General features: G+C 69.4%; 12 protein-coding genes and 1 tRNA gene. 10 read left to right on the top strand and 3 right to left on the bottom strand.

The window, feature by feature from the left end:
* Window positions 1-41 precede the first annotated feature (41 nt).
* Both ACJ8AT_RS11040 and ACJ8AT_RS11035 read right to left on the bottom strand, forming a co-directional pair.
* On the bottom strand, window positions 42-896 hold the full coding sequence (locus ACJ8AT_RS11040; RefSeq protein WP_407737636.1) for a tyrosine-type recombinase/integrase: 855 nt from the start codon (window positions 894-896) through the stop codon (window positions 42-44).
* Window positions 897-1,004: 108 nt separating this feature from the next.
* A tRNA-Phe gene (locus ACJ8AT_RS11035) sits at window positions 1,005-1,077 on the bottom strand.
* Window positions 1,078-1,307: 230 nt separating this feature from the next.
* Between ACJ8AT_RS11035 and nhaR the strand changes: the two genes are divergently transcribed.
* Window positions 1,308-2,201 (top strand): transcriptional activator NhaR, encoded by an 894-nt coding sequence (gene nhaR / locus ACJ8AT_RS11030; RefSeq protein WP_407737635.1) that lies wholly within the window; start codon window positions 1,308-1,310, stop codon window positions 2,199-2,201.
* Window positions 2,202-2,211: 10 nt separating this feature from the next.
* Here nhaR and ACJ8AT_RS11025 read toward each other — a convergent pair whose 3' ends face one another.
* Window positions 2,212-2,430 (bottom strand): hypothetical protein, encoded by a 219-nt coding sequence (locus ACJ8AT_RS11025; protein ID WP_407737634.1) that lies wholly within the window; start codon window positions 2,428-2,430, stop codon window positions 2,212-2,214.
* A 203-nt stretch (window positions 2,431-2,633) separates the two neighbouring features.
* Between ACJ8AT_RS11025 and ACJ8AT_RS11020 the strand changes: the two genes are divergently transcribed.
* The 9 genes from ACJ8AT_RS11020 to ureG all read left to right on the top strand — a co-directional run bounded on the left by ACJ8AT_RS11020 (window position 2,634) and on the right by ureG (window position 12,643).
* Window positions 2,634-3,926, top strand: a complete 1,293-nt coding sequence (locus tag ACJ8AT_RS11020) for a glycosyltransferase (protein ID WP_407737633.1) — start codon at window positions 2,634-2,636, stop codon at window positions 3,924-3,926.
* Between the two features lie 137 nt (window positions 3,927-4,063).
* A complete protein-coding gene (locus ACJ8AT_RS11015) occupies window positions 4,064-4,567 on the top strand; it encodes a helix-turn-helix domain-containing protein (protein ID WP_407737632.1) in 504 nt (167 codons plus the stop codon).
* A 7-nt stretch (window positions 4,568-4,574) separates the two neighbouring features.
* Entirely contained in the window at window positions 4,575-7,217 is a 2,643-nt protein-coding gene (locus ACJ8AT_RS11010; RefSeq protein ID WP_407737631.1) for a VIT domain-containing protein, read from the top strand.
* Between the two features lie 67 nt (window positions 7,218-7,284).
* Window positions 7,285-7,914: a phospholipid scramblase-related protein gene (locus ACJ8AT_RS11005; protein WP_407737630.1), complete on the top strand. Its 630-nt coding sequence runs from the start codon at window positions 7,285-7,287 to the stop codon at window positions 7,912-7,914.
* 6 nt (window positions 7,915-7,920) lie between these two features.
* A complete protein-coding gene (locus ACJ8AT_RS11000; RefSeq protein WP_407737629.1) occupies window positions 7,921-8,757 on the top strand; it encodes an urease accessory protein UreD in 837 nt (278 codons plus the stop codon).
* A gap of 56 nt (window positions 8,758-8,813) precedes the next feature.
* Window positions 8,814-9,491, top strand: a complete 678-nt coding sequence (gene ureA, locus ACJ8AT_RS10995; protein ID WP_407737628.1) for an urease subunit gamma — start codon at window positions 8,814-8,816, stop codon at window positions 9,489-9,491.
* Entirely contained in the window at window positions 9,488-11,203 is a 1,716-nt protein-coding gene (gene ureC, locus ACJ8AT_RS10990) for an urease subunit alpha (protein ID WP_407737627.1), read from the top strand. The genes ureA and ureC overlap by 4 nt, the downstream gene beginning before the upstream one ends.
* A gap of 4 nt (window positions 11,204-11,207) precedes the next feature.
* On the top strand, window positions 11,208-11,873 hold the full coding sequence (locus ACJ8AT_RS10985; RefSeq protein WP_407737626.1) for an urease accessory protein UreF: 666 nt from the start codon (window positions 11,208-11,210) through the stop codon (window positions 11,871-11,873).
* An 8-nt stretch (window positions 11,874-11,881) separates the two neighbouring features.
* Window positions 11,882-12,643: an urease accessory protein UreG gene (gene ureG, locus ACJ8AT_RS10980; protein WP_407737625.1), complete on the top strand. Its 762-nt coding sequence runs from the start codon at window positions 11,882-11,884 to the stop codon at window positions 12,641-12,643.
* The last annotated feature ends 7 nt before the right edge of the window (window positions 12,644-12,650 follow it).

Genomic DNA, 12,650 nt, shown 5'->3' with positions numbered 1-12,650 from the left:
GTCTCCTCGTTGGTGGTGGTGAAATGAGCAGGAACAGTTCTTCACCGCAAGGTGGGAATCTTCGCCGGGACGGCATGCGTCGCATAGAAGCGCCGCGTGGTGCTCGGGCTCTTGTGGTTGAGGAAGGCCGCGACGGAAGCAGGGTCAGCTCCCTTCTCGATGGCCCAGGTGGCGACGGAGTGCCGGAACCTACCGGGGGTGAATGACGGGATGCCCGCTGCCTTGCACGCCGAGATGATCGCCATGCCGTACTTCTCGCGGCCAAAGGTGCCTCGCTCCAGCAGTCGCTTCCCGGCTTCCAGCACTTCGGCGGACACGGCGGTGCGCAACGGCTCGCCGCTCTTCGTCTGAGGGCACACCAGCACTCCCGAGACTTCCTCGGCATCGCCCCGATACGGCTCCACGCTGCCCTCCTTGGCGAAACGGATCAGCTCGGTGACATGCCGGCCGGTCCCAGCCTGCACGTCCATCCCGTCGCGCCAGTGCGGAGCAAGGTGCTCTCGCGCCAGGAGGTAGTGCTCCCGAGGAATAACCTTGTCCCGCTTCCACTGCTCAGGCCTCGCTTGGGGCACGACCAGCGTCTGGAACGTCGGGTCCTCGTTCACCGAAAGCAGGTGCTTCTCCTTCCGCAGCCAGGAGTAGACGCTCTTGAGGACCGCTATCCGGTGGGGACTCTTCCCGGCGCTCTTCAACGCGGGCTTGATGTGATCCACGAGGCTGACCTTCCGCAGGTCGAGCCCCTTGAGCTGATCGGCCCACCACGCGAGGTATCGCTGCTGCTTCTCCAGCCACTCGCGGGAGTTCTTCTTCACATCCCGGTTCCAGATCAGGAACTCTTCGGCCAGGGGCGCGTCGAGGTAGATGGGCGCTCGCCCATCAGCTCGCGACCTCCTCATGGAGGAAACGAGCAGGAGGTTGCCCGTATTTTGCCCATGGCGCACGGCGGGCAAAAAAGAAGGGCGCCAGACCGAAGTCCAACGCCCTGAAATCTCTTGATTTTTTTGTGCCCAGGGGCGGAATCGAACCACCGACACGGGGATTTTCAGTCCCCTGCTCTACCGACTGAGCTACCTGGGCGGATGCCACTGCGAAGGCAGGCGCCGATTTACGGGGACTCCCTCCTCACGTCAAGCGCGTTCTGATCCTCCTGTCCCCCAGCATCCGCCCGCCAGCCCCCACACCCTCCATCCCTTACCAGCCCTCCCACTCTCGGATGCCCAGAAGCCCTCCTTCCAGGTCACTCCGCGCGCGGAACCCTGTGCCTCCTCGTGAATCCAAAGGCGCGTCCCGCCCCCTTCGAGGTACGCGTGAGCTGGCTCAACTATCACCACCTGCTCTACTTCTGGACCGTCGCCCGGGCCGGCACCATCGCCAAGGCCGGCGAAGAGCTGCGCCTCGCCCAACCCACCATCAGCAGCCAGATCAAGCTCCTCGAGGAAGCCCTCGGCCACAAGCTCTTCGAACGCCGGGGCCGCAAGCTCGTCCTCACCGACGTGGGCCGCACCGTCATGCGCTACGCCGATGAGATCTTCCGGCTCGGCAATGAGCTCAAGAACGTCGTCGGTGGCCTGCCCTCCGGTCAGCAGCTCCGCCTTCAGGTCGGAGTCGCCGACGTCGTCCCCAAGGTCGTCGCCGAGCGCCTGCTCCAGCCCGCCCTCGACGTGGGGCCCCTGCGCCTCGTCTGTCGCGAGGGCCCCCTGCCCCAATTGCTGGCCTCGCTCGCCCTCCACGAGCTGGATGTCGTGCTCGCCGATGCCCCCGGCTCCGAGCCCGTCAGCGTCCGCGCCTTCAATCACCTGCTCGGCAAGTGTGGGGTGTCCTTCTTCGCCGCCGCCTCGCACTCCCACCTCCGCAAGGGCTTCCCTCGATCCCTCGACGGCGCTCCCATGCTCATGCCCTCCGAGGCCAGCTCGGTCCGCCATGCGCTCGATCTCTGGTTCGAGGCTCAAGGCGTGCGCCCCACCATCGTCGGCGACTTCGACGACAGCGCCCTCCTCAAGGCCTTCGGACAGCGCGGGCTTGGCGTCTTCGCCATGCCCTCCGTGATCGAGGCCGAGGTCTCTCGACAGTTCGACGTCTCCGTCATCGGCCGCACCGAGGAGATCGAGAACTGCTTCTACGCCATCACCGTCGAGCGCCGCCTGCGCCACCCCGCCGTCGTCGCCATCGCCGAGGCCGCTCGGTCCAACATCTTCTCCTAGCCAGAGACTCCTACTGCCGCGTCCCCGCATCCATCGGTGGCGTGCCCGCGTCCACCGGCGGCGCGGTGATGGGGCCCGCGGGGCCCGGGGGCTCCGCAGGGACGTTCTGCACGGGCTCCGGCCCCACCTGATCGATGGGCACCTGGTTCTCTGTCCCGGGAGGCTGGGTCGTCCGACAAGCAACGGCGATGGCGGCCAGGACGGCGGCGATGATCACGGCGCGACGCATAGATCCTCCGAAGGGATTCCCGACCCTAGGGATCGCCCCCTGACAAGGCAACGAGCCGTTCGGGCTTTCGTTCGGCACCGGATGAGCGGGCATCCCTTCAGGCCACCGTGCCCCGGGCCTCCTCCCCGGCTTCCCTCGCCTCCTCGCTGAAGCCCCAGCCCCGCGTGTCCAACCTTCCTCAGGACCATTCCCCGGAGTGCCCGATGCTGGACCTCGTCGACCTCGGCAAGCGTTCGTTCTCGGCGTACCGGGGCATTGCCCCCGATGAGCAGATGGACGAGGTGCTCTCCCTCGCCGAGCGCCTGCGCGGCGCCCGCTGCCTCCAGCTCAATGCCACTCCTTACGGCGGTGGTGTCTCGGAGCTCCTCCGCTCGGGAGTTGCCCTCCTCAATGATCTCGGGCTCGTGACCGACTGGCAGATCATCCGCGGCGATCAGGAGTTCTTCCACGTCACCAAGCGCCTCCATAACGCGCTCCAGGGCGCCCCCGGCGGGTTCTCCGAGTCGGACAAGGCCACGTACCTCGCCCAGTCGCGGCTCAACTCCTCGCACCTCTCCGAGGACTACGACTTCATCATCGTCCATGATCCGCAGCCCGCCGCCCTGCCCATGCTCGGCGGCCGCAAGGGCGCGCGGTGGATCTGGCGCTGCCACATCGACACCTCGAACCCCAACCCCGAGGCCTGGGAGTTCCTCCGCCCGTTCCTCAGCGCCTACGACGCCGCCATCTTCACGCTCCCGGAGTTCATCCCCCCGCGCTTCCCCATCTCCCACGTCGCCATCCAATCGCCCGCAATTGATCCGCTCAGCCCCAAGAACCTCCCGCTCCCGGAAAAGCTGGCGCGGCAGGTGCTCGAGTGGATCGGCGTGCGCACCAACCGGCCGCTCGTCACCCAGATCAGCCGCTTCGATCCCTGGAAGGATCCGCTCGGGGTCATCGCCGCCTACCGGCGCGTGCGGGCCGAGCTGCCCCACCTGCAGCTCGCCATGGTGGGCTCGCTCGCCCTGGATGACCCCGAGGGCTGGGACGTCTACCGGCAGATCCGCGACGCCACCGCCGACGACAACCGCATCCACATCTTCACCAACCTGGTGGGCGTGGGGAACATCGAGGTCAACGCCTTCCAGTTGCTCTCGGATGTCGTCATCCAGAAGTCCATCCGCGAGGGCTTCGGCCTCGTCGTCTCCGAGGCGCTGTGGAAGGGCACTCCGGTCGTCGCCGGGCGCGCCGGAGGCATCCCCCTGCAGATGCCCGAGGGCGTCGGCGGGCTCCTCGTCGACAGCGTGGAGCAGTGCGCGGAGGCCGTGCTGCACCTGCTGCAACACCCCCAGGAGGCGCACTACCTGGGCGAGCAGGGACGCGAGCATGTGCGCCGCCACTTCCTCATGCCCCGGGTGCTGCTGGACTTCCTACGGCTGCTGGATGACCTGGCCCACGCGAAGCCACTCGAGCCGCGCGGGCTGGCCTGCACCACGCCTCCGTGCGCCTCCCTTTGAGCTTCTCGCCAGTGGCACGTCCGACTCGCCACCCACTCTGCCAGTGGCGCGTCCCACCCGGGCGCCAACCCGCCAGTGGCGAGATTTCTCGCACTGTCATCTTGACACTTAAACTGTCGAGTCTTATTGTCTGACTCGTGAGCCCGAGGAAGACACAGACCGAATGGAAGCTGGCCGAGCTGGCCGCCGAGGCAGGCGTCTCGCCGCGCACGGTGCGCTACTACGTGCAGCGAGGGCTGCTGCCCGCCCCGCCCTTCAAGGGGCCGGACACCGTCTACGGCGAGGAGCACCTGCGGCGGCTCAAGGCCATTCGCGTGCTGCAGGCGCGCTTCCTGCCGCTGGATGCCATCCAGGTGGAGCTGGCGCGCCTGAGCCCGGAGGAGCTGCGGACGCTGGCGGAGTCCGAGCTGCCCAAGGACATCCTCCCGCCGCCTCCGGCCGCGGCGCCGGAACCGCTGAAGGCCTCCGAGGTGTCCACGACGGGGCCGGCCTCGACAAGCAGGCAGGTGGCGGTGGCAGGCTATCGGCGCTGGGAGCTGGCGCCGGGGCTGGAGCTGCACCTCGCGGACACCGCGGACGACAAGACCCGTGCGCTCGCCGAACGCGTGCGCGCCCTCATCGAGCAGTCGGAAGAAAGGTAGAACCCCAATGACGACCGAGCAGGCAGACCAGAGGACGCAGTGCGGGCTGTTCACGCGGGATGGCGCGCAGATTCCGCTCCAGGGCGTGGAAGTGACAGGTGAGCTCCTCGGCGGACATGCGCGGGTGCGCGTGCGCCAGCGCTACCGCAACACCGAGCGCCGCCCCGTGGAGGCCGTCTACGTGTTCCCGCTCCCCTCGGACGGGACGCTCACCGGCTTCTCCATGGAGTGCAACGGCCGCAAGGTGCAGGGCGTGGTGAAGGAGCGCGAGGAGGCCTTCCGCACGTACGACGACGCCGTCACCGCCGGCCACGGCGCCGCGCTGCTGGATCAGGAGCGCCCCAACGTCTTCACCGCCCAGGTGGGCAACCTGCTGCCGGACGAGGAGACGCTGGTGGAGGTGGAGTTCCTCCAGGCCATCCAGGTGGAGGAGGGCAGCGTGCGGTGGATGCTGCCCACGCTGGTGGCGCCGCGCTACATCCCCGGCAGCGCGCAGGGAGACCGCACCGGGCATGGCTCGGCCAACCCCACCCACCGGGTGCCGGACGCCGACCGCATCACCCCGCCGATCGGCCAGGTGGGCTACGGCCTGAAGATGGACCTGCTGGTGGACCTGGGCCGCGAGGTGGTGGTGGAGAGCCCCTCGCACGCGCTCACGCTCGAGAAGGACGGGCCCAAGGTGCGCGTGAAGTTCTCCAAGGGCGAGGTGGCGCTGGACCGCGACTTCGTCCTCACCGTGCGCAGCGAGGACACGAGCACCTCGCTCACCACGCTCGTCACCCACCGCCAGGGCGAGAAGGAGGGCACCTTCGCCCTCACCGTGGTGCCGGACCTGCTCGGAATGGCGGGCGGGGCGAAGCGCCAGGAGGTGGTGTTCGTGGTGGACACCTCGGGCTCCATGGCCGGAGAGAGCCTGCCCCAGGCCCAGGGCGCGCTGCGGCTGTGCCTGCGCCACCTGCGCGAGGGGGACCGGTTCAACATCATCGCCTTCGAGAACAGCTATCGGACGTTCGCCCCCGAGCCGGCTGTCTTCACGCAGAAGACGCTGGAGCAGGCGGACCGGTGGGTGGCCGCGCTCAATGCCTCGGGCGGCACCGAGCTGCTCCAGCCGATGACGGCCGCCGTGCAGGGCGTGCCGGACGGCGTGGTGGTGTTGCTCACGGATGGGCAGGTGGGCAACGAGGAGGAGATCCTCCGCGCGGTGCTGGGGGCTCGGAAGACGACGCGCGTGTACTCGTTCGGCATCGGCACCAACGTGAGCGACGTGCTGCTGCGAGACATGGCGCGGCAGACGGGCGGCGCGGTGGAGTTCATCCACCCGGGCGAGCGCATCGACGACAAGGTGGTGGCCCAGTTCTCCCGTGCGCTCGCCCCGCGCGTCACGGAGCTCACGGCCACCTTCGAGGGCGTGGAGGGCACCGAGCTGGCTCCTGCGGAGCTGCCGCCGCTGGTGGACGCCGTGCCGTGGACGCTGTTCGGCCGCTACCCCACGGCGGGCCGGGGCAAGGTGACGCTCAAGGGCCGCTCGGGCCGCGAGCCGTTCTCGCTCACCATCCCCGTGGACTTCACCGCGGCCTCGGATCGCCCGGCGGTGGAGAAGCTGTGGGCCGCCGAGCGCATCCGCGCGTGGGAGTCCGCCGAGCTGGATGGCCGCCGCGCCCAGCGGATGAAGGAGCGCATCGTCCAGCTCGCCGTGGCGCACCAGATCGTCACCAGGTACACCTCCTTCGTCGTGGTGGAGGAGCGCACCGGTGAGCGCCGCGCCTCGGGCCAGCCGGAGACGCGCGTCGTCCCCGTGAACGCGCCCGCGGGCTGGGCCATGTTCGGCACCGCGAAGCAGGAGGAGGCGGAGAAGGCCGCCGATGGCGCCTCCTTCAAGAAGGACCTGGGCCAGGGGATGCCCAGGCGGCAGAGGGCCAGGGCCATCACGGGTTCCATGCCGGCCGTCGGGGGAAAGGCGCCGGGTGGGGCCCCGCCTCCGCCTGCCGCGCGCCCGGCCCCGGCTCCCATGCCTGTCGCGGCCGCGCCCATGCAATTCCAGCCGGCGCCCGCCCCGGCCGCCGAGCTCAGCCGCAACGCGAGGGCCGAAGGGATGCCCACGCCCTCGCCCGCGAAGGCAAAGGGGGGCCTCTTCAGCCGGATCGCCGACGCCTTCGTGTCCCACGGCGCGCCGTCCACCCCGCCGAGCGAGCCTGAGCCCCTGGAGCAGGAGCTGGCCAATGCGTTCGACCTGGCGGAAGCCCCGGCAGAGAGGAAGCCGGCCGAGGGCACGGACATCACCGCGCTGCTGTCCCGCCAGCTCGCCAGCGGCCTGTGGGAGGGCAGTGGTACGGGCCCGGAGCCGGTGCGCCAGGCCCGCGCCACCGCGCTCGCGCTGCTGGAGCTGCTGCGTCAGGGCATCACCAGCAACCACCCGCTGCACGGCGCCCAGGTGAAGAAGGCGGTGGATGCGCTGGTCTCGCTCGTCGCCGGGCTCACCGGCGTGCCCGAGGTAGCGGAGCTGGCGCTCGGTGTGGCGTGGCTGGTGGCCGCGGGGCCTCGCACCCGGGGCAAGATTGCCCAGGCAGCACAGCCGCTGGCGGGCCTCAGCGCGTGCATCGGCGACGAGGCGAAGCTGCGGCAGCACGTGGACACGCTCGCCACGCGGTGAGGGTTCTCTCCTGACGAGAGGGGCCTCGGGACGATAGGGTGCGCCAAACCCTCATCCCGAGGCCGCCATGCGCTCCGACTCGACCGCCCTCACCCTGTTCCAACGCCACCACACGCTGCGCGTGCGGCAGAAGAAGGAGTGGGGAGAGATCCTCACCGGCATCGAGACCCACAACCGCTACATGGTGGTGGGCGATGACGATCAGCCCCTGTTCTTCGTGGGCGAGGTGGGCGACAGCGTCAGCGCGTTCCTGCTGCGCATGTTCCTCAAGGCGAGCCGCCCCTTCACCCTGGAGCTGAAGACGCCCGACGGTGCCATCCTGCTGCGGCTGAAGCGGCCCTGGCACTGGTGGCTCTCCCGCCTGAACGTGGAGGACGGGATGGGCCGCCCCCTGGGCAGCATCCAGCAGCGCTTCGCCTTCTTCGAGCGGCTCTACGAGGTGCGCGACGCCTCGGGCGAGGTGCTCGCCATGCTGCGCGGCCCATTCTTCAAGCCGTGGACGTTCAACGTGGAGCAGAACGGCCGCGAGGTGGGGAAGATCCAGAAGCAGTGGAGCGGGCTCGGCAAGGAGTTGTTCACGAGCGCCGACAACTTCGGCGTCACCTTCGGAGCCATCGAAGACCCTCGGCTTCGCACCCTGGTGGTGGCGACCACGTTCCTCATCGACTTCGTCCACTTCGAGAAGCGCGACAACTGAGGACGGATGCGGGCCCTTGCGCACAACGAGGCGCGCCCGGAGCACGCGCCCGGCAGAGGCGTCCTCGCGCTCGAGCACGGGGCTCGCGGGACGATCGTCCGGGCCGCGCGCGCCAACAGCCCCCTCAAGCTCCTGCTGCCGCGCAACCACGGCCGGGGCATCTGGGCCTACCTGGCCAGCTTCGGCGGGGGGCTGGTGGATGGAGATTCGATCCACGTCGAGGTGGACGTGGGGGCCCGAGCCACCGGACTGCTCTCCACCCAGTCCTCCACCAAGGTGTACCGCTCGCCGCGAGGCTGCCGGCAGGAGCTCCACGCTCGCGTGGGAGAGGATGGATTGCTCGTCCTGCTGCCCGACCCCGTGTCCTGCTTCGCGGGGGCTCGCTACGCGCAGGAGACCACCGTCACGCTCGCGCCTCGCGCCTCGGTGGTCCTGCTGGACACGTTCACCTGCGGCCGGGCCGCGCGAGGAGAACGGTGGGCCTTCGAGCACTACCTGGCCCGCACCCTCATCCAGCGCGAGGGCATACCGCTCCTGCTGGATGCCGTCCGCCTGACTCCCGAGGAGGGAGCCCTGCCCGCGCGCATGGGCCGCTTCGAGGCCCTGGCCATGCTCGCGGTCTTCGGCCCAGAGGTGGCCCCTCTCCGCGAGGCCATCCTGCGGCCCCTGACTCCCCTTCGGCGCCGCGCGCCCGTCATCGAGACGGCCAGCCCGCTGGGAGAGGACGGCGCCCTGCTGCGCGTGGCCGCCACCTCCGTCGAGGAGGCCCTGTCCGCCGTGCGAGTTCGCCTGCGCGCCCTGCCCACGTTGCTGGGAGACGATCCTCTCGCAAGGAAATGGTGACGCGGCTGACGCGGTGCAGCACTATCCGCGCCTCTGGTTGTGACTGAGAGGCTCCCATGCACCTGGTCCCGCGCGAGTTGGACAAGCTCACGCTCCACGCCGCTGGCTTCCTGGCCCAGAAACGACTGGCTCGCGGGCTGCGCCTCAACTACCCCGAGGCTGTCGCGCTCATCTCCACCCAGCTGCTCGAGCTCATCCGCGACGGACGCTCCGTGTCCGAGCTGATGGACGTGGGCCGGCGGATGCTCGGGCGGGCGCAGGTGCTCCCGGGCGTCGCGGAGCTGCTCCACGAGGTGCAGGTGGAGGGCACCTTCCCGGACGGGACCAAGCTCGTCACCGTCCACCACCCGGTCTCGCTGGAGCAAGGAGATCTCTCGCTGGCGCTCTACGGGAGCTTCCTGCCCGTTCCAGCTGCCTCGGTCTTCGCCTCCACCGCCGCCGAGTCCTCGCCTCCGCCCGGCGAAGTGCTCATCCAGCCAGGAGAGATTGCCCTCAACGTGGGCCGCCCGCGCGTCACGCTCGCCGTGGAGAACCGCGGCGACCGTCCCATCCAGGTGGGCAGCCACTACCCCTTCGAGCACACCAACCGCGCGCTCGAGTTCGACCGCACGCAGGCCACCGGCATGCGGCTGGACATCCCCTCGGGCACGGCCGTGCGCTTCGAGCCCGGAGACCGCAAGACGGTGACGCTCGTCCCCATCGCACCGACCCAGCCGGCAGGAGGTACGCCATGAGCCGCACTCTCGATCGCCGCCACTACGCGGACATGTACGGCCCCACCACGGGAGATCGGGTGCGGCTGGGCGACACGGGCCTCGTCGCCGAGGTGGAGCGGGACTTCACCTCCTACGGAGATGAGTGCAAGTTCGGCGGCGGCAAGGTGCTGCGCGACCGGATGGGGCAGATGCCGGGTATCGGGGACGCGGAGGCGCTCGACTGCGTCATCACCAACGCGCTCATCGTCGACTTCACGGGCATCTACAAGGCGGACATCGGCATCAAGCAGGGCCGGATCGCCGGCATCGGCAAGGCGGGCAACCCGCGAGTGATGCCCGGGGTGACGCCGGGGATGCTCGTGGGCGTCACCACCGAGGTCATCTCCGCCGAGGGCCACATCGTCACGGCGGGCGGCATCGACGCGCACATCCACTACATCTGCCCGCAGCAGGCCTTCGAGGCGATCGCCTCGGGAGTCACCACCTTCGTCGGGGGCGGCACGGGGCCGGCCACGGGCACCAACGCCACCACGTGCACGCCGGGCGCCCGGCACATCGAGCTGATGTTGCAGGCCACGGACACGCTGCCGCTCAACATCGCGCTGACGGGCAAGGGCAACACCTCGCAGCCGGAGGGCCTGGTGGATCAGATCCGGGCCGGCGCGGCGGGGCTCAAGCTGCACGAGGACTGGGGCACCACGCCCCCGGCGATCGACTGCTGCCTGGGCGTGGCCGAGGCCGAGGACATCCAGGTCACCATCCACACCGACACGCTGAACGAGTCAGGCTTCGTGGATGACTCGATCGCCGCGTTCAAGGGGCGCACCATCCACACGTACCACTCGGAGGGAGCGGGCGGCGGACACGCGCCGGACATCATCCGCGTGTGCGGCGAGCCGAACGTCATCCCCAGCTCGACGAACCCGACGCGCCCGTACACGGTGAACACGCTGGACGAGCACCTGGACATGCTCATGGTCTGCCACCACCTGGATCGGCAGATCCCCGAGGACGTGGCCTTCGCCGAGAGCCGCATCCGCGGAGAGACGATCGCCGCGGAGGACATCCTCCACGACCTGGGAGCCATCAGCATCATCTCCAGCGACAGCCAGGCGATGGGCCGGGTGGGCGAGGTGATTACTCGCACCTGGCAGACGGCGCACAAGATGCGCGAGCAGCGGGGCCGGCTGAAGGACGAGCGGGGTGACAACGACAACCTCCGCATCCGCCGCTACGTGGCCAAGTACACGATCAACCCGGCCATCGCGCACGGCTTCAGCCACGAGGTGGGCTCGGTGGAGGTGGGCAAGCTGGCGGATCTGGTGCTCTGGCGACCAGCCTTCTTCGGGGCTCGGCCGGAGCTGGTGGTGAAGGGCGGGTTCATCTCCTGGGCGCAGATGGGAGACGCCAACGCGTCCATCCCCACGCCACAACCCTTGCAGATGCGCCCCATGTTCGGCGCCTTCGGCCGAGCCACGGGAGCCACCAGCCTGGCCTTCGTGTCGCGGCGCTCGCTGGAGGAGGGCCGGGTGAACGCGCTGGGGCTGCACAAGCAGCTGAGCGCGGTGCGCAACTGCCGAGGCATTGGCAAGCGTGACATGCGCCTGAACGATGCGCTCCCCCGCATCACCGTGGATCCGGAGACCTACGAGGTGCGCGCCGACGGAGAGCTGCTGCGCTGCGAGCCGGCCACCCGCGTCCCCCTGGCCCGCCTGTACAGCCTGTTCTGAGCGCATGTCGATCCGCTGGCGCATCCTGCAGCTCGCCGACTCGGCCTTTCCCACTGGAGGCTTCTCGCACTCCGCCGGGCTGGAGGCGGCTGCTCAACAGGGCGAGGTGCCCGACCCGAAGGCCTTGCGCACGTTCCTCGAGGGCGTGCTGTGGCAGGCAGGACATGGCTCCCTGCCCTTCCTCCGCGCCGCATATGGCCCGGAGGCGGAGCCGGCGAAGCTGGACGCGTGGTGTGACGCGTTCCTCTCCAACCACGTCGCCAACCGGACCAGCCGCACCCAGGGGCGGACGCTGGTGTCCACCATGGCACGCATCTTCTCGGAGGCGGAGCTTCAGCGCCTCCATGCCGCGGTCCGCGAGCGCACCCTGGCGGCCCACTACGCGCCCATGTTCGGCTTCGCGCTCCGAGCCCTCGCCGTGCCGCTGGAGCAGACCCAGGAGCTGTTCCTCCATCTGGCGCTGCGCGGAGTGGCCTCGGCGGCGGTGCGATTGGGGCTGCTCGGGCCGCACGAGGCGCAGCGGCTCCAGCACGAGCTGGCCGAAGTGCAGAGCGCAATCCTGGAGCGCTGCGGACCGCTGTCCTTGAACGAACTGTCCCAACCCGCGCCGCTCATCGATCTGCTCGGCGCCACCCACGATCGGCTCTATTCGCGACTCTTCCAGTCCTGAGGATCACCATGCACGACCACGAACACGATCATGACCACGACCACGCGCATGGCCATGACCACGACCCTGATCATGACCACGGGCACACCCACGAGCACTGGTCGGGCCCCGGCCTGTTCCGGGAGCGTGAGCCTCGGGTGCCTCGCGACTACCGCCAGCGCTCCTTCACGGTGGGCATCGGCGGCCCGGTGGGAAGCGGGAAGACAGCGCTGGTGCTGGCGCTCTGCCGGGCGCTGCGAGACAAGTACTCGCTGGGAGTGGTCACCAACGACATCTTCACGAAGGAGGACGCCGAGTTCCTCCACCGCAACAAGGCGCTGGCGCCCGAGCGCATCCGCGCCGTGGAGACGGGCGGCTGCCCGCACGCGGCCATCCGGGAGGACATCAGCCACAACCTCGACGCGCTCGACGGGCTGATGCACGACCTGAAGCCGGAGCTGCTCATCGTCGAGAGCGGCGGAGACAACCTCGCCGCGCAGTACAGCCGGGAGCTCGTGGACTACACCATCTACGTCATCGACGTGGCGGGCGGTGACAAGGTGCCGCGCAAGGGCGGGCCCGGCATCACCCAGTCGGATCTGCTGGTGATCAACAAGAAGGACCTGGCGCCCCACGTGGGAGCCGACCTGGGCGTGATGGACAGGGACTCACGCAAGATGCGCGGAGATGGCCCGTTCGTCTTCACCCAGGTGAACAAGGACCTCGGCGTGCCCGAGGTCATCGAGCACATCCTCGCGGCGTGGCGCGAGGCGGTCAGCAAGGCCGCGTGAGCCAGAA

The sequence above is a fragment of the Hyalangium sp. genome, assembly GCF_045802625.1.
Lineage (GTDB): Bacteria > Myxococcota > Myxococcia > Myxococcales > Myxococcaceae > Hyalangium.
Note: the sequence above shows the minus strand (reverse complement) of the source record. Positions and strands in the feature narration are given on the sequence as shown.